A 22,279-nucleotide genomic window follows, 5' to 3' on the forward strand; every position below is an offset into this window, starting at 1 on the left:
TGCAATGAATGCGGAAAATGTCAGCCTATCTTTGGAAACCCCTACCTTGCATGACCAGCATGGACGCTGGCCGCAAGCCGCTTCCGTGGCCGATTTCCGGCGCAATCTCGCCGCAGTCCATGAGCGCATCGCTGCGGCTTGCCGGCGCTCCGGACGCGAGCCCGCCAGCGTGCGCCTGCTCCCGGTGAGCAAGACCGTGGACGAAGCGCGCATCCGCCTGGCCTACGCCGCCGGTTGCCGCCTGCTCGGCGAGAACAAGGTACAGGAAGCGCATGGCAAATGGGAGGCGATGGCCGATCTGTCCGGTCTGCATTGGTCGGTGATCGGCCATTTGCAGACGAACAAGGCCAAGCAGGTGGCGCGCTTCGCCACCGAGTTCCAGGCATTGGACAGCCTGCGCCTGGCCGAGGAGCTGGACCGGCGCCTGCAGGCCGAAGGCCGGGCATTGGATGTTTTCGTGCAGGTGAATACATCGGGCGAGGCCAGCAAGTACGGTCTGCCGCCTGAGGACGTGGCTCCCTTCCTGCGCGCGCTGCCCGCCTTCCCCGCCTTGCGCGTGCGCGGCTTGATGACGCTGGCCGTGCTGTCGGCCGAGGCTTCGCGCGTGCGCCAATGTTTCGCCCTGCTGCGCGGCTTGCGCGATCGTCTGCGCCAGGAGGCGCCGGATGGCATCGGCCTCGATGAACTATCCATGGGCATGTCCGGCGACTACGAGATCGCCATCGAGGAGGGCGCAACGGTCGTGCGCGTGGGCCAGGCCATCTTTGGCGCCCGCTCCACGCCGGACGCATATTACTGGCCTGCCGCGCAGGCTTGAGGAGCTACCATGCATATTCATTTTGTCGTTCACGAATCCTTCGAAGCGCCCGGCGCTTATGAAACCTGGGTCGAGACACGCGCTTACACGGCCAGCTATTCGCGCGTCTATGCCGCAGAGCCGTTGCCGCAGACGGTGGATGCCATCGACCTGCTGGTCGTGCTGGGTGGTCCGCAGTCGCCCACCACTACCAGGCAAGAGTGTCCGCATTTCGACTCCGCCGCCGAACAGGCGCTCATCGTCCAATGCGCGGATGCTGGAAAGGCCGTGGTGGGCGTCTGCCTCGGCGCCCAGTTGATCGGCGCGGCGCTGGGGGCGCCAAGCGAGCCTAGTCCTGAAAAGGAGATCGGCAATTTCCCCATCGCGCTCACCGCCGCAGGCAAGGCCAATCCGAAATTCGCCCACTTCGGCGACACGCTGGTAACAGGACACTGGCATAGCGATATGCCCGGCCTGACCCCGGCTGCGACGGTGATGGCCTCCAGCGAGGCTTGCCCGCGCCAGATCATCGCCTACCGCGACCTGGTCTACGGCTTCCAATGCCATATGGAGTTCACGCCCGAGGCGGTGGAACTGCTCATCGCCGCCTCCGAGGCGGAACTGGCGACGCTGAGCGCGCATCGATTCGTGCAGCAGCCAGCCGCATTGCGCGCCAACAGCTACGCCGCCATGAACCAAAAGCTGTTTGCGTTCCTGGATCGCCTGATGCTGGAGTATTCAAACTAAACCAGTCAGATTGATCGGTTTTGTGGGGTTTATTGATCGGATATGTAGGTTTGTGAAGACATGCGTGAAATATAATTTCGGCATGGACTTCTACCTTCCCCCACGCACGCCGACCAAGCGCGCCACCCGGCAGCCGCTCCCGCCAGACACGCTCGCCGTGCGCGATGGCGTCGGCATGATGGCCCAACCGCTGTTGCGCCGGGAGCAGGTCGTTCGCGGCTTCCAGTTTTTCGACGCGACGCTCTTGCTGGTCCGCTCGGGAACGCTGACGCTCGATATCGGCGCAAGCCAGCAGCGCCTGGACGCGCCATTGACGCTGCTCGCCGTGGCCCAGCACACCCGCGCCGACGTCCGCAAAACGCCCGGTGGGGAGGAGCGCATCTTCCGTTCCACTTTCCTGGCCTTCCCGCCGGAAGTGATCCTGGAGTTCTACAAACAATACGAGAGCGAAGCCGCGCTTTCTTCGCCTCTCGACCGCACTCACCGGCTCGACCTCGATACCCTACTGGCTGATACGCTGGACTACTGCGTGCGCGGCATGTTGGCGGCCCAGGTCAGCGACCGTGAGCAGAAGCATAGGCTGATCGGGCTCCTGCTCGCGCTGGCGGAACGGGGCTGCATCTTCCCCCGTCCCTCCGTCCTGCAGATCGGCGACAAGCTGAAAGGCTTGCTCAGCCCCGCGCCGCAGCGCCGCTGGACAACGGCCATGGCGGCGCATGAACTGGCGATGAGCGAAGCGACGCTGCGGCGCCGGCTGGCCAGCGAAAACCTGCGCTTTGAAACCCTCCTGTTGGATATCCGCATGCACCACGCCATGACGCTGTTGCAGACCACGGCGTGGAGCATTCCCCAGATTGCCGAAGCGTCCGGATATCAGGCCAGTTCCCGTTTTGCTTCGCGCTTCCGCGAACGCTTTGGCTGCCCGCCGTCGCGCGCGCGCTGAATCTCCCGCAGTAACCACTCAATCCGAAATAAGGAAGACCATGATGTTCGATACCCTATTCAAATCGTCCCAACCCATCGCCGTAGCCGCAGCCGTGGCAGCCGCTTTCGCCTTCGTTCCGGCGCAGGCAGCCGCGCCGATGGCCAAGTTCCAGGCGCCGGGCTTCTACCGCACCATGCTGGGCGATTTCGAGGTGACGGTGCTGAGCGATGGCACCACCGAGCTGCCGGTCGATAAGCTGCTAAAGCAGCCGGCCGGGAAAACCGATCAAGCCTTGCGCAAGGCGTTTACGAAAAGCCCGCTGGAGACCTCCTTCAATGGCTTCCTGATCAATACCGGCAGCAAGCTGGTTCTGATCGACACCGGCGCCGCCAGCCTGTTCGGCCCCACGCTGGGCAAGCTGGCCGCCAACCTGAAAGCCGCCGGCTACCAGCCGGAGCAGGTCGATGAAATCTACATCACCCATATGCACTTCGATCATGTGGGTGGCCTGGCCGCCGGCAAAGAGGCCGCCTTCCCCAATGCCGTGGTCCGCGCCGGCAAGGCCGATGCCGACTATTGGCTCAGCCAGGCGAATATGGACAAGGCGCCAGCGGATACGAAAGGCTTCTTCCAAGGCGCGATCAGCTCCATGGCGCCATATATCAGCGCCAACAAGTTCCAGCCGATCACGCAAAACGGCGAGCTGACCCCCGGCATCAAGTCTTACGCCAGCGCCGGCCATACCCCAGGCCACATCAGCTACATTGTCGAGAGCAAGGGTGAAAAGCTGATGCTGCTGGGCGACTTGATCCACGTCGCGGCGGTGCAGTTCGAGAACCCCGACGTCGGCATCGCGTTCGACAGCGAAGGCAAGGCCGCCGTGTCGGAACGCAAAGCCGCATTTGCGGCAGCCGCCAAGGACGGCTATCTGGTCGGCGCCGCGCATCTCCCCTTCCCGGCGCTGGGCCACCTGAAAGCCAGCGGCAAAGGCTATACCTTCATTCCGGTCAACTACACCGTGCCACGCTAAGCGGCATCCAACATTACATCTGCCGGAAGTGATGCAGGTAGCTGCGGCTGACCGGCAAAACCTCCTTGCGTCCGCGCAGATGCAGTTCGGCGGTTTCGTTCACGCCTCGCACGACTTCAGTGACATAGCCGAGGTTCACGATGGCGGAACGGTGGACTTGCACGAAGCGTTCGGGGTCGAGCTCCTCCACCAGCTCGCGGATGCTCTTGCGTATCAGCGCTTCCCCTTCGTCCCAAGCCACCAGGGTGTATTTTTCCTCGGCGCGCAGAAAGCTGATTTGCTCGACCGGAATCAGCCGCACGCTATTGCCGATGGATGCCTTGATCCATTGCAGCCAGCGCCGGGGCGGGATGCGTTGTTCCAGCCGGCCCGCCAACAGGTCCAGCGCCGCATCCAGCGCCTGCTTGGCCTGGAACGGCGCCGACAACTGGCGCTGCAGGCGCTGCACCGTATCGGCGAGACGTTCCGCATCGATGGGCTTGACGAGATAGTCGATGGCGCCTTGCTCGAATGCCTGCAGCGCATATTGCTCGTAAGCCGTCACGAAGACCAGGTGCGCGCGGCGCGCCAGTGCCTTTGCCGTCTCAATGCCGTTCAGTCCGGGCATATGGATATCGAGGAAGACGATTTGCGGCTGGTGTTGTTCGAACAGCTCCAGCGCCTCGGCGCCGTTGCGCGCATCACCGGTCAGGCGCAGTTCCGGCCATAGCTGCGCCAGATGGCTGCGCAGGCGCTCGCGCAGCAGCGGCTCGTCGTCGGCAATGAGGGCGGTGATGGGCGTCATGGCTTCGGTTCCGGATAAAAGTGTAGTTCCACGCGCAGGCCGTGCGGCGCTTGCTCGTGCAGTTCGATATGCGCGTCGCCGCCGTAGAAGGCTTGCAGGCGGGTGCGCAGATTGCTCAAGCCCGTCCCCGGCTGTGCCGTTTCGGACATGCCCACGCCGCTGTCGCTCACCCATACGAGCGCCTTGCCGCCCGCGGGATCGCGATGGCCGCCGACTTCGATGCGGCCGCCATCCACACTGGGGTCGATGCCGTGGCGTACCGCGTTTTCCACCAGCGTCAGCAAGGCCATGGCCGGAAAGCGAAACTGGGCCAGCGCGGGCAGCTCCGCCACTGCAAATTGCAGGCGATCCGGCATCCGTAGACGCTTCAATTCCAGGTAGTTGCGCACCAGCTGCAATTCCGTGTCCAGCGTGGCGTCGGCATCGCCCAGGCGCGGCATGGCGGCGCGCAGATAGGCGATCAGGTGGCGCAACACCGGGCCCGCGTTGTTGGAGCCTGCGGCGACCAGGGCTTCCACATTCGCCAGGGTATTGAACAGGAAATGCGGCTCGATCTGGGCCTGCAGCAGGCGCATGCGCGCATCGAGCAGTTCGCGTTCCAGCGTATTCCTTTCCAACTCGGCCTGCAGCCGGTCGGCGCGTTCATTCGCCCTACGCTCGTTGCGCATCGCCAGCAAGGAGAACAGCAGGCCAAAGGCCAGCGCCAGAATCACCATCAGAATGTGGCCGACCAGCGTCTCGGTCTTGCGCAGATAGGCGAGCGCATTGCCGCCCTGGCTCAGCACCGCCGTACCGAGCGAGGCCAGGGGCGCCGTCAGCACAATGGCGAGCAGCCGGGCCGCTCCTGGCGCCAGCCAGCGCGGATGCCATTTGCCGGCCGCCGAATAGGCCATCAGCAGGCAGCCGCCCACAAAACCCACGCGGGAAAATACCGTGGCAAAGGGCGTGCTGGTGAGCGAATGCAGCAGCCATGACAGCAGCAAGGTGGCTGTCGTGACGATCGCCGCCTGCCGCAAGGTAGGCAGGGCGCTGCGGGACGAACGGGCGGTGGAGGGCGCGGGAGTCATCGCGCCACAATAACCGTAAGCCAACCGTCGTTCAAGCCCCTAAAACCGTCGCCGGTCGCATGGATTCCACTTTGGCGCACAGGTTGCGCGTATGGCTGTCTATTCTGGCTTATGTCCAACCAACCAGGAGACAGCGCCATGCCAGTCAGTTCCGCATCCTTCTACTCCAAGCCTATGCATGCGGTGCGCGGAGCCACGTGGCCAGCGGCTGCGCTGAACGCGGCCGCAACACTGTGGTTCCTGCTCACGCTGGCGGGCCAGCTGATCTTCGTGACCTATATTGTCGCCCTCTATGGCGGCGCCGTGGTGCGCGGCGATCTGCAGGGCTGGAACCAGGTCATGAGCCACGGCTATGTGGTGGGCGACCGCGCCGGCAATATGGCCATCGGCGCGCATTTGCTGCTGGCGGCTGTCATCATGCTGGGCGGTGCGCTGCAGCTGATTCCGCGTGTGCGCACCATCGCTCCCACTTTCCACCGCTGGAATGGCCGCGTCTATCTCGCGGGTGCCGTGGCGGGCAGTTTGAGCGGCCTGTATATATTGTGGTTTCGCGGCGCGGTGGGCGACACGGTCCAGCACATCGGCACCAGCCTGAATGCCGCGCTGATCCTGCTGTGCAGCGGCATAGCCCTGCGCACCGCCTTGGCGCGTGATTTCGGCGCGCACCGGCGCTGGGCGCTGCGCCTGTTTTTATGCGTCAGCGGCGTCTGGTTCTTCCGCATTGGGCTGATGTTTTGGCTGGCTCTCAATGGCGGCCCCGCCGGTTTCGACCCCAAGACCTTCACTGGGCCTTTCCTGAGTTTTCTTGCCTATGCCCAGTACCTGCTGCCGTTGGCCGTGCTGGAGCTCTATCTGCGCTGCCGCGAGCATGCCAATGCGGCGGCCCGCTGCGCCATGGCTGCTGTGCTGTTGGTCTTGAGCGCAGCCACCGCTTTAGGCGTGGCCGTGGCGACCATGGGCATGTGGTTGCCCCGCATGTAGCGGCTGAGGGAATTTCTGCAACTGTGCTAAGTTAGCAAAAATCCGTTTTCTGTTCTTAGCCATGAAATTACTTTTAGCCGCCCTGCTCCTTCCCTCCTGCGCCTTTGCCAACGACGGCATCGGCGCCGTCAGTACCGGCGGCATCGTCTTCCGCAAGACCGATGCCATCGCCATGAAGAAGGAAGTGCTCAACGTCAGCCACGATATGATCAGCGTGGACTATGAGTTTCTGAACGAATCGCCGCGCGACGTGGAGGAAACCATCATCTTCCCGCTGCCGGAGTATCCGGTGGCGATCCAGATGGGGAATACCTACTACGGCCAGCCCAGCGGCTTTTCCATTTATGTGGATGGCAAGCCGGTTGGTTTTACCACCCGCATCAAGGCTACGCTTGAAGAGCGCGACGTTACCGCCCAGTTGAAGAAGGCCGGCTTGAGCGACGCGCAGATTGCTTTCAGTGCCGCCTTCAGGGACGGCGCCAAAGTACCGGAGCTGAATCCCCGGCAGCGGCAGCAGTTGATGGATCTCGGGCTGATAGGCGAGCTGGCGGATGGCGAAATCGGCTCGCGCTGGTCGGTGCAGGTGAACTACATATGGCGGCAGAAATTCCCCGCCCACAAAGTGCTGCGCGTGCATCACGAATACCGTCCCTTCGTCTCCGCCGGTACCGGCGCATCGTGGACCGGTGACGACTTCGCAAAGCGCTACTGCGCCGACAATGCCTTCTCCAAAGCCTATGAAAAAGCAGCGGCGCGCACTGAGGGCGGTTACCCCAACGCTCGAGGTGTCTCCTACATCCTCAAGACCGGCAACACCTGGAAGCGCGGCATCGAAGACTTCACCCTGAACATCGTCAAGCGCAACCCGGCGGAACTGGTCAGTCTATGCTTCCCCGGCGATTTCAAAAAGATCGACGCCAAAACCCTGCAAGTCCGCCTGAAAAACTTCCAGCCCTCGGACGACCTGGCTGTCTACTTCGCCAACGTGGAGCGCAGCGAAGATGACGGCGCCGGTGTCATGCCAGCAGCGGCGCGGTAAATGCTCGTGGCGAGGAAGTCGATGATCTAGCGCCTTCCGCGCCTTTTCAGTTTTGCATCCGCCGCCTGTTTGGATAAGTCCAGTATCAGCTGGCCGAAAGCCTGCGTCGCCGCTGTCTTCCCCTCGTCGTTGCAGATCAGCGCGAAGCTGGCTTTCGGCAGGGCGGGCAGGCCATAGCAGCCGTCGACGATGCGCATGCCCTCCTTCACATCTTCGCGCGGCAGCACCGAAACGGCCAGGCCCGAGAGGATGGCTGCGCTGATGCCCTGCTGGCTGGGCGAGGTGAAAACGGTTTGCCACTTCACGCCAATCTCGTCCAGGGCGCTGATGCCCACCCGGCGGTTGATGCAGGGCGTGGGAAAGAAGGCCAGCGGCAGCGGGCTGCCTTTCGGCAGGTCGAACGATTCGCCCGCCACCCACACCAATTGCGTCTGCCGGATGCGCGTGCCTTCCTGGCTGTCGCCGGGCGTCATGATGACGGCCAGGTCCAGTTCTCCATCGCGTATCAGCGCGCGCAGGTCGAGCTGCATATTGACGCGCACATCGAGGCGCACCGATGGGAAGGAGCGCGCGAACTGGCACAGCAAAGTCGGCAAGCGATCGCCGACAAAATTCTCCGGCGCGCCAAAGCGCACCTCGCCCGAAATAGGCGAGGGCCGGAAACGCTGGCCCAGGCTATCCAGGGCGTCCAGAATCTGCCGGGCGTAGGGCAGGAGGTCTTCGCCATCGTCGGTGATGGTCAGGCTGCGCGTGGTCCGCTGCAGCAGGGGGCGGCCCAGCTGCTCTTCCAGGCGGCGGATCTGGTGGCTGATGGCCGATTGCGTCAGGTGCAGGCGCTCGGCGGCGCGCGTAAAGCTGCCAGCTTCGTGAACGGCGACAAAGGTGCGCAGCAGGGAAGGGTCCAGATTCATGGCGTTCAGTCGGCTGGTTTATTAATGAAAACTGTTAATGAATTATACGAAATCAAATCATTTGTGGCATAAGTGAATCTCACCCAGAATCGGTTTCTCCTTCCAGCTGCCGCTGCGGTCTGGGGGCAATGCAACCTATTTTGGAATATCTAATGACACTTTCAACTTCTCGAAGAAACGCCCTGGCGCTGGCATCGGTGTGTCTTGCTTCGCTCATGTTTGGACTGGAAATATCCAGCGTACCGGTCATCCTGCCGACACTGGAGCGCCTGATGCACGGCGACCTCAAAGACCTGCAATGGATCATGAACGCCTACACCATCGCCTGTACCACGGTGCTGATGGCGGCTGGCACGCTGGCCGACCGTTACGGACGCAAGCGCCTGTTCATCATCACCCTGACCGGCTTCGGCCTGACTTCGCTCATTTGCGGCCTGGCGACCAGCATGCCGGTGCTCATCGTTAGCCGCTTCATGCAAGGCATGAGCGGCGGCGCCATGATGATTTGCCTGTTTGCGATCCTGTCGCACCAGTTCCGCGAGGAGCGCGAGCGCAGCCGCGCCTTTGGCGCTTTCGGCATCATTTTTGGCGCGGGCCTGGGTTTTGGACCGCTGATCGGCGGCGCCATCGTGGCGCTATCAAGCTGGGAATGGGTGTTCCTGGTGCACGTTCCGCTGACCCTTCTGACCCTGTTCCTGGCGATCACCGGCGTAACGGAGTCGCGCGATCCGGAGGAGAAGAAGCTGGATATCGCCGGCATCGTCACACTGTCCCTGGCTGTATTTGGATTGACCTACTTCATCACGCAAGGCTCCGATATGGGCTTTGTCAGTCCTGCCGGCATGGCCATCATCGGCGCGACGGTGTTCTGTTTTGCGGTCTTTATGTATGTGGAAAAAACCGTCCGCCATCCGATGTTCGATTTCTCCGTCTTCAGGATTCGTGACTTTTCCGGTGCCATGCTCGGCTCCATCGGCATGAATTTCAGCTTCTGGCCGTTGATGATTTATCTGCCGCTGTATTTCCAGTCGGTGCTGGGATATGGCGCCGTCGATGCCGGCCTCGCCCTGCTGGCCTATACGCTGCCGACCCTGGTCGTTCCACCGTTTGCCGAGCGCCTCTCCTTGCGCTATCGGCCCGGCGTGGTGATCCCGGTCGGTATGTTCACGCTCGGCCTGGGCTTTATCCTGATGTGGTGCGGCAGCGGCGTCGAACACGCCAACTGGCTTGGCCTGCTGCCAGGATGCGTGATCGCCGGCGTTGGCGTAGGCATGAGCAATACGCCAGTAACCAATACCGCCACGGGATCGGTATCGGCCAACCGGGCCGGCATGGCCTCGGGCATCGATATGAGCGCGCGCCTGATCACGCTGGCGGTGAATATCGCGCTCATGGGCTTCCTGCTGCTGGAATGCGTGCTCGCCTATCTGCGAGAACATGCGCCGGCCAACATCGCCCCCGCGCAGCTGCGTGGCATCGGCGAGGCGATTGCGGCGGGCAATCTGCGACCGGCCTTCTTGACTGGGCTGGACGCAAATCTGGCGCAGGCGGCGCTGGCGCATGGACTCGGCGCCTTGATGTTGTATGGCGGCGTCGGCGTCTGGATATTGGCTGCGCTCAGCTATCTGATCTTCAATTCCGGTAAAACCAGCCGTGACAGGCGGGGTGCAGCGACAGTATTTCTTCCGCCAGCTTCTGAATAGGCGGCTAATACTTGCTGTATGCAAGTATTAGCCGCATCTTCTCCGCCCCGGCAGCTCAGGCTATGATGGCAGCACATCAATGCTGCTTAAGGCAAAGGCGGGTCCATGAAACGTTCGCGCTTGGTTGTCGTGCTGCTGCTGCTGATTGCCGCTGCCGTGTGGTTTCTCGGCGGCGGAAAAACGGTTTACCACTTTCCCGGTCTGAGCGGTCCTGCGCAGACCGACAGCCTGCGGCCGCCGCGTAACGCGCAGCTGGAGGACTTCAACAAAGGCGGCAAGAGCCGTCTCGCCATCCTTGTCACCGATCCGGAGTCCGACTGGTTGGGACTGGCCCATGGATTGCGTACCATCGGCATTCCCTTTGTGCTCACGCGCGACTACCAGGCTGCGTTGGCGCATAAGCTGGTGCTGGTCTATCCCACCATTTCCGGCAAGGTCTTGAGCACGGAAGCCTTGCAGGCGCTGGATGCCTTTCCTCGCAAGGGCGGCACCCTGCTTGGCTTCCAGGTGCTAGGCGGCGGCATGAACGACGCTTTCGGCATCAGCGCGGCGGCCGGCTATCGCACGCATAAGTCCCTCAGTATCGAAGCGGAGCAGGCGAGCGCCTGGGATTTGCGGCAGGAGGAGGAGCGTCACATTCCGCTGGCCGGCAAGGAAACCGGCATGGCGACTTACGCTTTTGAAGCCAGCAGCGGCAAGGTGCTGGCGCGCTATGACGACGGCCGCGCCGCCATCGTCGGCCGCGACTTCGGCGCGGGACGCACGCTCGCCATCGGCCTTGATTTCGGCGCCTATCTGGCCAAGATCTACAACGGACGGCAGGAAGTCGATGGCGCCTATATCAACGTCTACCGGCCCGCCGTCGACACCGTGCTGCGCGCCTTGCTGGCGCTGTACCGCAAGGCCGAGCCGCTGGCCGTGACGCTGTCCACCGTCCCCGACGGCAAGCCGCTATCCCTCATCGTCACCCACGATATCGACTACGGCAAATCCATCGTCAACGCCCAGCGCTATGCCGAGGTGGAAAAGCAGAGCGGCGTCAGCGCTACCTACTTCATCCAGACCAAGTACGTGCGCGACTGGAACGACGATATCTTCTACAACCAGGCAGGCGCCGCCATCGCGGGCAAGCTGCACGGACAAGGCATGGAAATCGCCAGCCATTCAGTGGCGCACTCGCGCGTGTTCTCCACCGTTCCCATGGGCGACGGCAAGGAGCGCTATCCGGACTACGCCCCTTTCGTTAAGACCCGCACCGACACGCGCGACGCCAGCATCCTGGGCGAGCTGCGCGTCAGCCGCTTCCTGCTCGAAAGCCAGGTGCCCGAGCTGCGCGTGCTCAGTTTCCGTCCCGGCCACCTGGAATATCCCTTCGGCCTGCCGCAGGCGCTGGACGCCACCGGCTACCGTTACAGCTCCTCGGTTGCCAGCGGCACCGCCGCCACCCACCTGCCCTTCCGCCTGAACTACAACCGCGAGAACAAGGCTGAAACGCCCATCTACGAATTCCCCATCACCATCGAGGATGAGCGCGAGCGGCCCATGACCGGCCGCCTGCCCGCCGCGCAGACCATCCTGCAAAAGCTGGCTGCCTACGGCGGCATGTGCGTGGTCTTGATCCACCCCGACGTGTTCGACGACAAGCTGGCGTTCCTGCAGGCGCTGCTGCCCGCAGCGAAGAAGATGGACGCCTGGATCGGCAATCTGCGCACGTTCGGCGCCTGGTGGCAGGCGCGCGATGCGGTGGAGGTGGATGTGGCGCGCGAAGACGGAAACATCGTCGCTGATATCTCCGCCCCCGCTCCTTTCAGCCAGCTGGCTTTTGAGGTGCCGGCCGGCTGGACCCTGGATACCGCCGCATCAAACGGCAAGGCGGCGCAGCAGGGCGCCAAGGTCGTGGTGAGCCAGCCCGCCCAAAAGATCAAACTGGTCTTTCGCCCCTGACTTAGCGCAGCAGGAACTTCACGATCAAGTGCGCCAGCTTGCCGAACGGCGGCCGTAGCAGGCCACTGAAATTGATGCGGCTCTGCTGGAAGATGCCTTTGGCGTGGCTGAGCGAGCGGAAACCTTCGATGCCGTGGTAGGCGCCGATGCCGCTTGGCCCCACGCCGCCGAAAGGCAGGTCGTCCTGGGCAAAGTGCAGGAGCGTGTCGTTGAGCGTGACATTGCCCGAGGTGGTGCGGTTCAACACTTGGCGCTGGCTGGCGCGGTCGAAGCCGAAGTAATACAGGGCCAGCGGACGCGGATGGGCGTTGATATAGGCAATCGCCTCGTCCAGCGTGCGGTAGCTAATCACCGGCAGCACCGGGCCGAAAATCTCGTCCTGCATGACGCGCATTTCATTGGTCGCGCCCAGCACCAGCGTCGGCGCCAGCGTATGCGGACGCTGGTGCGCATCGCCCGGCTGCACGCCCACCTCGCTGACGCGCGCGCCCTGGGCGCGGGCATCGTCCAGCAGCGCGCAGATGCGGCCGTAGTGGCGCTCGTTGACAATGGAGGTGTAGTTCGCGCTCGACGGGCCTTCCGGATACAGCGCGCGTACCGCCCCGTCATACGCCTGCACAAAGCCCTCCACCTCCGCCTCGTGCACTAACACATAATCGGGCGCGATGCAGGTCTGCCCCGCGTTCGCCAGCTTGCCATAGGCGATGCTGCCGGCGGCGCGTTCCAGGTCATGGCCTTGCTCCACGATGGCGGGCGATTTGCCGCCCAGTTCCAGCGTGACCGGCACCAGATGCTCGCTGGCCGCGCGCATCACCGCCTTGCCCACCGCCGTGCTGCCGGTGAAGACCAGATGGTCGAAAGCCAGGCCGGAAAACGCCTCGCCCACGCTGGCGTCGCCCGTCACCACCGCCACCTGCTCCGGCGCGAACAGCTCGGCCATCATGGCTTGCAGCAGGCGCGTGGTGGCCGGCGTGTATTCGGACGGCTTGATCATGGCGCGGTTGCCGGCGGCGATGGCGGTGGCCAGCGGCATCAGGGCCAGCGACATCGGGTAGTTCCACGGCACCATGATGCCGATCACGCCCAGCGGCTGGTACTCGATGCGCGCGCTGGCCGGCTGGAAGTGCAGCGGCACCTGGCGTTTTTGCGGGCGCATCCAGCGCCGCAGATTGCGCAGCAGGTAGTTAATGCCGTGCACCAGCGGCACCAGCTCCATGATCGTTGTCTCATGCGTGGAGCGGTGGCCGAAGTCGGCTTTCAGCGCCTGTTCGATCTCGCTCCGGCGCGCCAGGATCGCCGCTTTCAGCCGGCGCAGGTCGGCGCAGCGCTGGGCCAGCGAGGGCGCGCCCTCGTGCAGGAAGGCGCTGCGCTGGCGCGCCAGCAGGAAATTGGGATGCACGCTGGCTGGATTGGCATGAGGAGAGTTCATAGCGTCTTGAAATGTAGACAGTGGTAACTTGTGAGTTCAGGCTACGCCTCAATGTAGGCACTGTCAACAATATTTTTATGAAGCGTGGTGCTCCGCTATACTGCGTTTTTACCCGGATATAGCCATGCAGCCATGCAGGAAAAGGAACGGCCCTACCACCACGGCGACCTGAAACGGGTCATCATCGAAACGGCGCTGGACATGCTGCGCGAGGAGCGCGGCTGGCAGTTCACGCTGCGTGAAGTCGCGCGCCGCGCGGGCGTCAGCCACGCCGCGCCGTACAAGCACTTCCCAGACAAGGGCGCCCTGCTGACCGAGCTGGCGCTGCTCGGCTTCGCCCAGATGCGCCAGGAGCTGGCCGCCGCCATCGACACCGCGCCGCAGCACGAGGTGCGGCGCGTCTTCTTCGCCATGGCCGACGCCTATGTGCGCTTCGGCGCCGCCAATCCCGCCCTCTACCGCCTGATGTTCAGCGCCGACGCGGGCAAGATCCACGATCTGTATCTGAGCGAAATCCCGATGGCCACCTTCGGCCTGCTGCTGGCCATCCTGGAACGCGGCCAGCAGCAGGGCGTGCTGCGCCAGCGTCCCGTGCAGGGCCAGGCGGCCGCCTGCTGGGCCCAGGTGCATGGCTTCACCCTGCTCTCCATCGACGGCTTGCTGCTGCCGGAAAAAGTCGGCGATAACGCCTTCGAAGCGGCCCTGACTACTTTGCTGGAGGGGCTGGAGGGCTGACCATATTCGTCAGCGTCACCCCGGCCGCCACCAGCACGCCGCCCGCCACCATCGACGCCAGCACCGGCTCGCCCAGCACCAGCGCCGCCAGCGAAACGCCGAACACCGGCACCAGATTATTGAAGACGGCGGCGCGCGAGGCGCCGATCGCCTTCACGCCCTCATACCACCAGATAAAGCCGAACACGGTGCCGAACGCGCCCAGATAGAACAGCGCAGCCCAGACCTGCCAGCCGACCGCCGTCCACTCGATGCCGCCCAGCTGCCTGGCCGAGGAGAGGGTCAGGAAGAACAGACCCCACAGCGCCGCATAGGTGGTGGCGGCAATCGGCGACAAGCCTTTCAGCGCCGCCTTGCCGATCAGGGTATACGCCGCCCAGCAGCTGATCGCGCCCAGCATCAGCAGCTCGCCCACGCCCAGCGACTGGCTGATGTCATGCAGGGCGCCCAGCGGATCGCCGCGCGTGATGACGATGGCTGCGCCGATGAAGGCCAGCCCGATGCCGCCCCAGCGCAGCGCCGTCAGCCGCTCGCGCAGCACCACGGCGGCGGCCAGCGCGGTCACGATGGGATTGAGGGCAATGAAGAGCGCCGCCCGCCCTGCCGGTATATGCGTCATCGCGCCGAAAAAGCACAGGTTGTAAAGGAAGATGCCGCTCAGGCCCAGCAGGGCCGTGGCCAGCAATTGCGCGCGGCTCAGGCGCGGCAGGCCGCCTTCCAGGCGCCAGGCCACCAGCAGGAGCAGGATGGCGGCGATGGCGAAGCGCACGGTGGCGGCCACCGTCACCGGCAGCGCCGCCGAGGCGATGCGGCCGGCGATGAAGGTGCCGCCCCAGAGAAAGGTGCAGGCCACCAGCTTGGCGTACACCGCCATCGGCGCGGCGGCCTTGGTTGGCGTGGCCTGCGCCTTGGGCGCGCTGGGCAGGGCGCTGACGGCGGGACATTTGGCGGAAGCGGTAGTCATGATCTTGCCTTGCGCGGGAGTTGGAATGTGCATACATTAATACTTATCCATATTCATCTCAAAATGAGCGATTACTCATCATGACCTTCACCCAGCTGGAGATTTTCGCCCTGGTGGCCGAGCTGCAAGGCTTCACCGCCGCCGCCATGCGCCTGGGCATCAGCCAATCCGCCGTCTCGCATGCGATCAAGTCGCTGGAGCAGGAACTGGGCGCGCCGCTGATCCTGCGCCAGCAAGCGACGGCCGAGGTGACGGAAGTGGGCCAGCGCCTGCTGACGCGGGCGCGCGAAATCCTCGGCCTGGCCGAAGCCATGCGCCAGGAAGTGGCCGCCGCGCGCGGCTTGAACCAAGGCTTGCTGCGCATCGGCTCCTTCGGCCCCACCGCCTCGCTCAAGCTGATGCCGGCGATCCTGGCGGTCTTCCACAAGCGCTATCCCGGCATCGAGGTGCAGATCGACGAAGGCGGCGACCATGATGTGCTGCAATGGCTGCTGGACCGCCGCGTCGACGTCGGCTTCGTCGTGCTGCCCGACGAACGCTTCGACACCGTGCCGCTGGTGGAGGACCAATTGGTGGCCCTGCTGCCCGCCGAGCACGCGCTGGCCGAGCGGCGCGCCATCTCGGTCAACGATCTGGCCGACGTGCCCTACATCCTGGGCGAAGCCGGATGCGCATCCCTGATGCAGCCGGTCTTCGCCGCCCATGGCATCAGTCCCAAGGTGCGCTATCGCATCTCGCAGATCATGACCATCCTCGGCATGGTCGGCAGCGGCGACGGCGTCACCGTGATGCCGGAACTGGCCCTGCCCAAGGACATGGAGCGCGCCTATCCGCAAGTGGCGCTGCGCCCTTTCCGGCCCGCCGTGCGGCGCCGCGTCGGCCTGGCCCTGCGCGACCTGCGCCAGGCTTCGCCGGCCGCCAAAGCCTTCATCGATACCGCCCGCGAAGTGGTCAAAACCCTGGCCTGATGCGGCCTGGCGCGGCGCGGATATATTTTCCGCAAGCATAAGCCATATCAAATTTCACCGACAAAAACGCTATATAGTCATGTATATTGCGCTGTCGGCCGCATTGGGCGGCCATTTTTTCGGCAGGCGTTATATACGTCTGGATATAGCGATAAGGAGCAGCAAGTGAATCAGCGTGGCAAGCAGCCGCAACTGCGCAAAGCAGGACAAGGCATCCTGGCCGCCGCCATCCTGGCGGCATTCGGTTCCAGCCCGGCGTGGGCGCATGGCGAGGACGATGGCTCCGCCTTCGAACTGGGCACCATCACCATCATGGGCAAGCGCCCGCAGGCCGGCGAAGTGGGCGAAGACCAGGTGGCATCCGTGGTCAGCCGCCAGGAAATGCAGCGCTTTAACCGCGACAATGTGGGCGACGCATTGAACCTGCTGTCCGGCGTCACGCTCTCCAACAACTCGCGCAACGAGAAGACCATCTCCGTGCGCGGCTTCGACGCGCGCCAGGTGCCGCTCTTCATCGACGGTATTCCCGTGTATGTGCCGTATGACGGCTATGTGGACTTCAACCGCTTCAGCACCGCCGACCTGGCCGCGATCCAGGTGGCGAAAGGCTTCAGCTCCGTCGCCTACGGCGCCAACACCATGGGCGGCGCCATCAACCTGATCTCGCGCAAGCCGACCAAGGCGCTCGAAGGCGATGCCAGCATCGGCTTCGCCGAAGGCAGCGAGCGCCAGGCTTCGGCCAACGTCGGCACGCGCCAGGGCCGCTGGTATCTGCAGGCCGGCGTGTCCTGGCTGCGCAGCGACAGCTTCCCGCTGTCCTCCGACTTCCGCCCCACCGCCAGCGAGGATGGCGGCGAGCGCAATAACGCCTACCGCAAGGACAGCAAGGTTTCGCTCAAAGTCGGCTTCATACCCAACGCCAGCGACGAATACGCCGTCAGCTACTACAAGCAGGACGGCAAGAAAGGCCAGCCGCCATCGACCGATCCAACGGCGGCGCGCTACTGGAAATGGCCGTACTGGGACAAGGAAAGCCTGTACTTTATCTCCAACACGGCGCTGGGCCGCAGCGAGCTGCTGCAAGTGCGCCTCTACCACGACCGCTACGGCAATGAGGTGGACAGCTACACCAACGGCAGCTACGCCACGCTCAAGCCCTCCGGTTCGGGCAGCGTCGGCACCGGCCGCAGCATCTACAAGGACAAGACCAACGGCGGCTCCATCACCCTGGAATCCTCGCGCTGGGACGCGCACAGCCTGCGCCTGGTGGCCCACTTCAAATCCGACGACCACCGCGAGACGGATGCCAACGCCACCCTGAACTCCAACTTCAAGGACGAATTCCTGTCCTACGCGGTGGAAGACAATATCCAGCTCTCGCCGTCCTTCATGCTGGCGCTGGGCGCCGGCCGCCACGAGCAGCGCGCCAAGACCGTCTACAGCCTGGGCAACCCCTACTCCGTCCCAGGCCGCAAGAGCGCCAACAATCTGCAGGCGGGCCTCTACTACGACTGGAGCGGCATCGGCCGCCTGTACGCCACCGCCGCCAAGAAAACCCGCCTGCCGAAGCTGAAGGACCGCTATTCCCAGCGCCTGGGCAGCTTCATCGAAAATCCGAACCTGCAGGCGGAAGAAGCGCTCAACTACGAGATCGGCTACCAGGGCCGCGCATGGAGCGGCGCCAAGGCCGAAGCCGCGCTGTTCTACAGCGATGTGAGCGACAAGATCCAGAGCCAGCCCAATGTGGTGGGCAACAAGTCGCAGATGCGCAATATCGGCAAGGTGCACCTGTCCGGACTGGAGCTGGGCGTCAGCGGCCAATACGCGTCGTGGCTGGAATACGGCGCCAACTTCACCTACACGGAGCTGAAAAACGTCAGCAATCCGGCCGTGAAGCTGACCGATATCCCGCGCCGCAAACTCACCGCCCACGCCCTGCTGCGTCCCATGGACCGGCTGGAGCTGATCGCCTTCATCGAGAACAATAGCGGACGCTGGGCCAACAACGCGCTGGAGCTGTCCGGTTTCACTACCGCCAACCTGAAAGCGAACTACCACTTCACGCGCCAGCTGGCGCTGGAAGCGGGCGTCAACAACGTGGCCGACCGCAATTACGCCCTGGCTGACGGCTTCCCCAGCGCGGGCCGCAACTGGTTCGCCAATATCCGCTACCAATACTAAGGAGAGAAAACATGATCCAGATCCTGCGCCGCCGCGCCCTCGTCTTCGCCTTCGCCTTTGCCGCCACGGGCGCCCTGCTGCTGCCCGCCGCCGCGCTGGCCGAACACAAACCGGCCGATCCATCCAAGTACGTGACGGAGCGCGTCAGCGTCAGCGGCGCCGTGCAGCATGCGCTCACGCTGAAAGTGGACGACCTGCGCAAATTCCCGCCGCAGCAGGTCGGCGAAATGCCGCTGATCTGCCAGTCCGGCGCGAATATGGGCAAGCTGGAAAACTTCAAGGGCGTGCTGCTGCGCGATATTCTCAACAAGGCCGAACTGGTGTCGCGCGAGCATAACGACTTCAAGAAGCTGGTCATCATCGCCACCGCCAGCGATGGCTACAAAGCCGTCTTCTCCTGGAATGAGCTGTTCAATTCCAAGCTGGGCGACGGCGTGCTAGTCTTCTTCGAGAAGGACGGCAAGCTGCTGGGCGATGACGAAGGCCGCATCGCCATGGTTTCCAGCCAGGACACGCGCAGCGGCCCGCGCCACGTGAAATGGCTGCAATCGATCGAAGTGCGCCGCATCACGGAATGAGCGCCTCCACCGGCCATGGCGCTGGCCTGCCCGTCGGCGCGGGTGGATCGTCTGCCGCGCCAGCGCCGCGCGATCCCGCCGCCTTGATGGCGGCGGCCGTCGCGGGCGTGCTGCGCCACGCCGCCCAGGGCGAACTGCCGCCGTTCGCCCGCACCCTGGGGCTGCCGCAGGCGGAGCTGGCGGCCATGGTAGCCAGCTGCCTGCCGCCGCCGGCCAAGGAGGAAGCCCATCCATGGCCCGGCGCCGTGTCATCCGCCAAATACCGGGCCATCGCCGACAGCACGCCGGCCGTGTTCCGGGATCTCAGCGCCCTGCTGCTGGCAAACCGCAGTGCCGCAGTGAATGAGCGCCACACCGCCTGGGCCGCGCGCGCCATCGCCGCCGCCAGTCTTGGCGGCCGCCACCTATGGCAGGATCTGGGACTGAATGGACGACAGGAAGTCTCCGCCCTGCTGCGCCACTACTTCGATCCCCTCTTCCAGCGCAATACGCGCGACCTCAAATGGAAGCGCTTCCTCTACCTGGAGCTGGGCGCGGCGCAAGGCATTCCCGAACTGCGTCCGCCCAAATGCCTGAACTGCGACCAGTACCGCGCCTGCTTCCCGCTCTAGCACAGCGTTAACAGACTAGCGATGGACAGCACATTCTCCGGCCGCAGCATGGTCAGCACCGCCCAGCCGCATAAGGCGCACAGCAGACCGATAAAACACAGCAGGGCAGCGCGCGCCTTCATGCCGGCTGCACGCGCGCCACGGCGCGGTCATCGATAGGCCAATGCAGCGCCGCCGCCACGAGGCCTAGCACGATGGCGCCGATCCACACCGCGTCATAGGAACGCGTCGCCTCGAACACCACGCCACCCAGCCACACCCCGAGGAAGCTGCCGATCTGGTGGCCCACAAAGACCAGGCCAAACAGCGTCGAAATATACTGCACGCCGAATACCTGTGACACCAGCCCGTTCGTCAGCGGCACGGTCCCCAGCCACAGCGCGCCCATGATGAAGGCAAACAGATAGATGCTGGCGTGGCTGACCGGCAGCACGAAGAACAGCAACATGGCCGCGGAGCGCAGCAGATACAGATACGCCAGAAGATGCTTGCGCCGGTAGCTATTCCCCAGCAAGCCGCACAGATAGGTGCCGCCCACATTCGCCAGCGCCACGATGGCCAGCGCCGCCACGCCGGTGTGCGCGTTGAAACCCTTATCCAGCAAATACGCCGGAAAATGGCTGGCGATAAAAGCCAGCTGGAAGCCGCAGGCCAGGAAGCCCAGATTCAGCAGCCAGAAACCGCGATGCGACAGCGCCTCGCGTATCGCCTGCCCCATGCGCTGCCCCTTCTGCTGCACTGCCGCCAGCGCGCCGCCATCGTTCAAGCCCGCCGCCAGCGGCGCAGCCATCGCCAGCAGCACGGCAATGGCCAGCAAGGCGCCCATCCAGCCCAGCGTATCGATCAGGCCCTGCGCCCCCGGCACCATCAAGAACTGCCCTACCCCGCCCGCCGCGCCGGCCAGTCCCAGCGCCCAACCGCGTTTTTGCGGCGCCACGATGCGGCTCAAGGCGCCATACACCGTGCCGAAGGTCGTCCCCGACAGCGCCAGCCCGATCAGCAAGCCGCCGCTCAGCGCCAATTCCGTGCTGCTGCGCGCATACGCCATCAAACACAGTCCCAAGGCATACAGCAGACAGCCCGCCAGCAGCACGCGCAGCGAGCCGAAACGGTCGGCCAATATGCCCGTCAAAGGCTGGGCCAGTCCCCAGACCAGGTTTTGCAGAGCCAGGGCGAGCGCGAACTGCTCCCGGCTCCAACCTCGCGCACCGGTCATCGGCAGCATGAACAGGCCCTGGACATGGCGCATCCCCAGCGCCAGGCCGATGATGACCCCACCGCAGATCACGGCGGCCAAAGGCGATTTCAATATCTTCACAAGCGACTCCCAAAGAGCAACAAAGCATGCCCCAGTATAGGAATTTCAGACGCCGGCGCGAGCGCTGATTTCGCATGCCATCCATGCGCTGTACGCATGGATGGCATGAACCGAAAACGCTTGAACGGATGCGCCGGCCGCAGCAGAATGGAAACATCGCCAACAGCAGGAGAGGATGTCATGAAGATAGCCGCGATGCTGCGACACTGGCCGCGCGCGCAACTGGAAGTCGGCGGCCGCCTGACGCTCGAAATGGCGCAGGAAAGCGTGCCGGGAAAAAGCACGCCCGGCATGGCGCTGGGGCTGCGTCCACGCGAAAGCGCCCGGCTGGCGCTGGACGGCGCCCTGCGCGTACGCTGCGTCGCCGGCATCCTCTGGATCGTCGGCGCCGACTGCGAAGACCACATCCTGCAAGCCGGCCAAGCCGCCCTGCTCAGCAAGCACGGCCTGCACCACCTCAGCAGCCTCACCCGCGATGCCCCCGTCACCTTCGAACTGCGCCTCGAACCCGCTTGATTTGATCCACATCAAACAATGTCCACCCTGGTGTCAGGCACCAGAGTAGGACATTCTTTGATTTAAATCAGTAAATGTCCCACCCTGGTGCCTCGGCGGCCCCGCCTGACACCAGGGTGGGACATTGTTTGATTTAGCGCAAACTGTGGAGGAGCCAGTCGCGGAAGTGGCGGACTTCTTCGCGCGGTTCGGGGACGGCTTGCAGCAGCCAGTAGGCGTAGTCGGGCACGCCCTGGGGGACGGAGGCCAGGGCTTGCAGCCGCCCATCCTTGAGCATGTTCTGGATCAGCGGCAGCCGGCCGAGCGCGACGCCGTGCCCTTCCAGCGCGGCCTGGATGATCTGGTCGTATTGGTGGAAGTAGAGGAAGCCTTTGGCGCGCAGGCCGGGCGCCTTGCGTTCCAGCCAGTAGGACCAGCGCAGCCACGGCCGGCTATTCCTTTCCAGGTCGAGCAGCACTTCGCTGAGCAGGCCGCGCGGGTGGGCCAGCACGCGCTGGGCGACGGCGGGACTGGCCACCGGCACGATCTGTTCATCGAACAGGTGCCGCGCATTGGGGCCGGCCTGGGCGGCGGCGCTGTAGCGGATGGCCAGGTCGATGTCTTCCTGCGCCAGGTCTTCGACGCGGTTGTTGGCCGCCAGCCTGACGTCGATATCGGGATGGGCGGCCTGGAAGGCGCCCAGGCGCGGCAGGATCCAGAGCGAGGCCACGCCGATGCTGGCCGATATCGTCACCGTGCGCGGACGGATTTCCTCGCGCAGCGATTCGCTCAGCTCGGCCAGCTTGTCCATCCACGGCGAGCAGAGACGGAACAGCTGTTCGCCCGCCATGGTCAGCGTGATGCTGCGGTTGCTGCGCGTGAACAGCTGGGCGCCGAGGCGCTCTTCCAGCGTCTGGATCTGGCGGCTCACTGCCGATTGCGTCAGGCATAAATCGTCGGCTGCCTGTGTGATGCTGAGGCGGCGCGCGGCGGCGACAAAGCCGCGCAGCGCATCGAGCGGCGGCAGGGCGATCAGGGGATGGCGCATGATGCGTTCTGGCTGGCGGTAAAGT

General features: G+C 64.2%; 22 protein-coding genes. 14 read left to right on the forward strand and 8 right to left on the reverse strand.

Features of this window, described 5'->3' with window-relative positions:
* The first annotated feature begins 4 nt into the window (after positions 1-4).
* From FHS03_RS01635 to FHS03_RS01650, 4 genes are all read left to right on the forward strand, one after another.
* Positions 5-817: a YggS family pyridoxal phosphate-dependent enzyme gene (locus FHS03_RS01635; RefSeq protein WP_183439269.1), complete on the forward strand. Its 813-nt coding sequence runs from the start codon at positions 5-7 to the stop codon at positions 815-817.
* Positions 818-826: 9 nt separating this feature from the next.
* Positions 827-1,543 (forward strand): type 1 glutamine amidotransferase, encoded by a 717-nt coding sequence (locus tag FHS03_RS01640; protein ID WP_183439270.1) that lies wholly within the window; start codon positions 827-829, stop codon positions 1,541-1,543.
* A 64-nt stretch (positions 1,544-1,607) separates the two neighbouring features.
* Positions 1,608-2,486 (forward strand): AraC family transcriptional regulator, encoded by an 879-nt coding sequence (locus FHS03_RS28580; protein ID WP_183439271.1) that lies wholly within the window; start codon positions 1,608-1,610, stop codon positions 2,484-2,486.
* A gap of 40 nt (positions 2,487-2,526) precedes the next feature.
* Complete coding sequence (locus FHS03_RS01650; RefSeq protein WP_183439272.1) at positions 2,527-3,498, forward strand: MBL fold metallo-hydrolase; 972 nt, start codon at positions 2,527-2,529, stop codon at positions 3,496-3,498.
* Positions 3,499-3,511: 13 nt separating this feature from the next.
* Here the strand turns inward: FHS03_RS01650 and FHS03_RS01655 are convergent, their stop codons facing one another.
* Both FHS03_RS01655 and FHS03_RS01660 read right to left on the reverse strand, forming a co-directional pair.
* On the reverse strand, positions 3,512-4,282 hold the full coding sequence (locus FHS03_RS01655) for a LytR/AlgR family response regulator transcription factor (RefSeq protein ID WP_183439273.1): 771 nt from the start codon (positions 4,280-4,282) through the stop codon (positions 3,512-3,514).
* Positions 4,279-5,349, reverse strand: a complete 1,071-nt coding sequence (locus FHS03_RS01660; protein WP_183439274.1) for a sensor histidine kinase — start codon at positions 5,347-5,349, stop codon at positions 4,279-4,281. The genes FHS03_RS01655 and FHS03_RS01660 overlap by 4 nt, the downstream gene beginning before the upstream one ends.
* Positions 5,350-5,487: 138 nt before the next feature.
* On the opposite strand from FHS03_RS01660, the gene FHS03_RS01665 reads away from it, so the two are divergent.
* Both FHS03_RS01665 and FHS03_RS01670 read left to right on the forward strand, forming a co-directional pair.
* Positions 5,488-6,330 carry a DUF2306 domain-containing protein gene (locus tag FHS03_RS01665; RefSeq protein ID WP_221208009.1) on the forward strand — a complete coding sequence of 281 codons (843 nt, stop codon included), beginning with the start codon at positions 5,488-5,490 and terminating at the stop codon, positions 6,328-6,330.
* Positions 6,331-6,391: 61 nt separating this feature from the next.
* Complete coding sequence (locus tag FHS03_RS01670; RefSeq protein ID WP_183439276.1) at positions 6,392-7,369, forward strand: DUF4424 family protein; 978 nt, start codon at positions 6,392-6,394, stop codon at positions 7,367-7,369.
* Positions 7,370-7,395: 26 nt separating this feature from the next.
* Here the strand turns inward: FHS03_RS01670 and FHS03_RS01675 are convergent, their stop codons facing one another.
* Positions 7,396-8,280: a LysR family transcriptional regulator gene (locus FHS03_RS01675; protein ID WP_183439277.1), complete on the reverse strand. Its 885-nt coding sequence runs from the start codon at positions 8,278-8,280 to the stop codon at positions 7,396-7,398.
* Positions 8,281-8,432: 152 nt separating this feature from the next.
* Here FHS03_RS01675 and FHS03_RS01680 point away from each other — a divergent pair, with 152 nt between their 5' ends.
* Both FHS03_RS01680 and FHS03_RS01685 read left to right on the forward strand, forming a co-directional pair.
* Positions 8,433-9,983 carry an MFS transporter gene (locus tag FHS03_RS01680; protein ID WP_183439278.1) on the forward strand — a complete coding sequence of 517 codons (1,551 nt, stop codon included), beginning with the start codon at positions 8,433-8,435 and terminating at the stop codon, positions 9,981-9,983.
* 105 nt (positions 9,984-10,088) lie between these two features.
* A complete protein-coding gene (locus FHS03_RS01685) occupies positions 10,089-11,927 on the forward strand; it encodes a polysaccharide deacetylase family protein (protein WP_183439279.1) in 1,839 nt (612 codons plus the stop codon).
* A 1-nt stretch (position 11,928) separates the two neighbouring features.
* On the opposite strand, the gene FHS03_RS01690 is transcribed toward FHS03_RS01685, so the two are convergent.
* Complete coding sequence (locus FHS03_RS01690; protein WP_183439280.1) at positions 11,929-13,356, reverse strand: coniferyl aldehyde dehydrogenase; 1,428 nt, start codon at positions 13,354-13,356, stop codon at positions 11,929-11,931.
* Positions 13,357-13,488: 132 nt separating this feature from the next.
* Between FHS03_RS01690 and FHS03_RS01695 the strand changes: the two genes are divergently transcribed.
* Positions 13,489-14,091 carry a TetR/AcrR family transcriptional regulator gene (locus tag FHS03_RS01695; protein ID WP_183439281.1) on the forward strand — a complete coding sequence of 201 codons (603 nt, stop codon included), beginning with the start codon at positions 13,489-13,491 and terminating at the stop codon, positions 14,089-14,091.
* Here FHS03_RS01695 and FHS03_RS01700 read toward each other — a convergent pair.
* Positions 14,063-15,055 carry a DMT family transporter gene (locus FHS03_RS01700; protein WP_183439282.1) on the reverse strand — a complete coding sequence of 331 codons (993 nt, stop codon included), beginning with the start codon at positions 15,053-15,055 and terminating at the stop codon, positions 14,063-14,065. The two genes, FHS03_RS01695 and FHS03_RS01700, sit on opposite strands and share 29 nt — an antisense overlap.
* Positions 15,056-15,135: 80 nt before the next feature.
* Between FHS03_RS01700 and FHS03_RS01705 the strand changes: the two genes are divergently transcribed.
* The 4 genes from FHS03_RS01705 to FHS03_RS01720 all read left to right on the forward strand — a co-directional run bounded on the left by FHS03_RS01705 (position 15,136) and on the right by FHS03_RS01720 (position 19,393).
* The gene (locus FHS03_RS01705; RefSeq protein ID WP_183439283.1) at positions 15,136-16,023 is read left to right on the forward strand and encodes a LysR family transcriptional regulator; all 888 of its coding nucleotides are present in this window, start codon (positions 15,136-15,138) and stop codon (positions 16,021-16,023) included.
* A gap of 165 nt (positions 16,024-16,188) precedes the next feature.
* Positions 16,189-18,204, forward strand: a complete 2,016-nt coding sequence (locus FHS03_RS01710) for a TonB-dependent receptor plug domain-containing protein (protein ID WP_183439284.1) — start codon at positions 16,189-16,191, stop codon at positions 18,202-18,204.
* Between the two features lie 11 nt (positions 18,205-18,215).
* Positions 18,216-18,782: a molybdopterin-dependent oxidoreductase gene (locus tag FHS03_RS01715; RefSeq protein WP_183439285.1), complete on the forward strand. Its 567-nt coding sequence runs from the start codon at positions 18,216-18,218 to the stop codon at positions 18,780-18,782.
* Positions 18,779-19,393, forward strand: coding sequence for a nitrogen fixation protein NifQ (locus tag FHS03_RS01720; protein WP_183439286.1), 615 nt, complete (start codon positions 18,779-18,781; stop codon positions 19,391-19,393). The genes FHS03_RS01715 and FHS03_RS01720 overlap by 4 nt, the downstream gene beginning before the upstream one ends.
* Here the strand turns inward: FHS03_RS01720 and FHS03_RS28350 are convergent.
* Both FHS03_RS28350 and FHS03_RS01725 read right to left on the reverse strand, forming a co-directional pair.
* Positions 19,390-19,515 carry a hypothetical protein gene (locus tag FHS03_RS28350; protein ID WP_260108274.1) on the reverse strand — a complete coding sequence of 42 codons (126 nt, stop codon included), beginning with the start codon at positions 19,513-19,515 and terminating at the stop codon, positions 19,390-19,392. The two genes, FHS03_RS01720 and FHS03_RS28350, sit on opposite strands and share 4 nt — an antisense overlap.
* Positions 19,512-20,702: an MFS transporter gene (locus tag FHS03_RS01725; RefSeq protein ID WP_260108422.1), complete on the reverse strand. Its 1,191-nt coding sequence runs from the start codon at positions 20,700-20,702 to the stop codon at positions 19,512-19,514. The genes FHS03_RS28350 and FHS03_RS01725 overlap by 4 nt, the downstream gene beginning before the upstream one ends.
* 189 nt (positions 20,703-20,891) lie before the next feature.
* On the opposite strand from FHS03_RS01725, the gene FHS03_RS01730 reads away from it, so the two are divergent.
* The gene (locus tag FHS03_RS01730; protein ID WP_183439287.1) at positions 20,892-21,227 is read left to right on the forward strand and encodes a hypothetical protein; all 336 of its coding nucleotides are present in this window, start codon (positions 20,892-20,894) and stop codon (positions 21,225-21,227) included.
* Positions 21,228-21,360: 133 nt separating this feature from the next.
* Here the strand turns inward: FHS03_RS01730 and FHS03_RS01735 are convergent, their stop codons facing one another.
* Positions 21,361-22,254 carry a LysR substrate-binding domain-containing protein gene (locus tag FHS03_RS01735; protein WP_183439288.1) on the reverse strand — a complete coding sequence of 298 codons (894 nt, stop codon included), beginning with the start codon at positions 22,252-22,254 and terminating at the stop codon, positions 21,361-21,363.
* Positions 22,255-22,279 lie beyond the last annotated feature (25 nt).

The sequence above is a fragment of the Pseudoduganella violacea genome, from assembly GCF_014191875.1.
Taxonomy (GTDB): domain Bacteria; phylum Pseudomonadota; class Gammaproteobacteria; order Burkholderiales; family Burkholderiaceae_D; genus Rugamonas; species Rugamonas violacea_A.

Coding starts and splice junctions, on each gene's coding strand:
- FHS03_RS01635 (WP_183439269.1), top strand. CDS start 5: ATGAATGCGGAAAATGTCAGCCTATCTTTGGAAACCCCTACCTTGCAT.
- FHS03_RS01640 (WP_183439270.1), top strand. CDS start 827: ATGCATATTCATTTTGTCGTTCACGAATCCTTCGAAGCGCCCGGCGCT.
- FHS03_RS01650 (WP_183439272.1), top strand. CDS start 2,527: ATGATGTTCGATACCCTATTCAAATCGTCCCAACCCATCGCCGTAGCC.
- FHS03_RS01655 (WP_183439273.1), bottom strand. CDS start 4,282: ATGACGCCCATCACCGCCCTCATTGCCGACGACGAGCCGCTGCTGCGC.
- FHS03_RS01660 (WP_183439274.1), bottom strand. CDS start 5,349: ATGACTCCCGCGCCCTCCACCGCCCGTTCGTCCCGCAGCGCCCTGCCT.
- FHS03_RS01665 (WP_221208009.1), top strand. CDS start 5,488: ATGCCAGTCAGTTCCGCATCCTTCTACTCCAAGCCTATGCATGCGGTG.
- FHS03_RS01670 (WP_183439276.1), top strand. CDS start 6,392: ATGAAATTACTTTTAGCCGCCCTGCTCCTTCCCTCCTGCGCCTTTGCC.
- FHS03_RS01675 (WP_183439277.1), bottom strand. CDS start 8,280: ATGAATCTGGACCCTTCCCTGCTGCGCACCTTTGTCGCCGTTCACGAA.
- FHS03_RS01680 (WP_183439278.1), top strand. CDS start 8,433: ATGACACTTTCAACTTCTCGAAGAAACGCCCTGGCGCTGGCATCGGTG.
- FHS03_RS01685 (WP_183439279.1), top strand. CDS start 10,089: ATGAAACGTTCGCGCTTGGTTGTCGTGCTGCTGCTGCTGATTGCCGCT.
- FHS03_RS01690 (WP_183439280.1), bottom strand. CDS start 13,356: ATGAACTCTCCTCATGCCAATCCAGCCAGCGTGCATCCCAATTTCCTG.
- FHS03_RS01695 (WP_183439281.1), top strand. CDS start 13,489: ATGCAGGAAAAGGAACGGCCCTACCACCACGGCGACCTGAAACGGGTC.
- FHS03_RS01700 (WP_183439282.1), bottom strand. CDS start 15,055: ATGACTACCGCTTCCGCCAAATGTCCCGCCGTCAGCGCCCTGCCCAGC.
- FHS03_RS01705 (WP_183439283.1), top strand. CDS start 15,136: ATGACCTTCACCCAGCTGGAGATTTTCGCCCTGGTGGCCGAGCTGCAA.
- FHS03_RS01715 (WP_183439285.1), top strand. CDS start 18,216: ATGATCCAGATCCTGCGCCGCCGCGCCCTCGTCTTCGCCTTCGCCTTT.
- FHS03_RS01720 (WP_183439286.1), top strand. CDS start 18,779: ATGAGCGCCTCCACCGGCCATGGCGCTGGCCTGCCCGTCGGCGCGGGT.
- FHS03_RS28350 (WP_260108274.1), bottom strand. CDS start 19,515: ATGAAGGCGCGCGCTGCCCTGCTGTGTTTTATCGGTCTGCTGTGCGCC.
- FHS03_RS01730 (WP_183439287.1), top strand. CDS start 20,892: ATGAAGATAGCCGCGATGCTGCGACACTGGCCGCGCGCGCAACTGGAA.
- FHS03_RS01735 (WP_183439288.1), bottom strand. CDS start 22,254: ATGCGCCATCCCCTGATCGCCCTGCCGCCGCTCGATGCGCTGCGCGGC.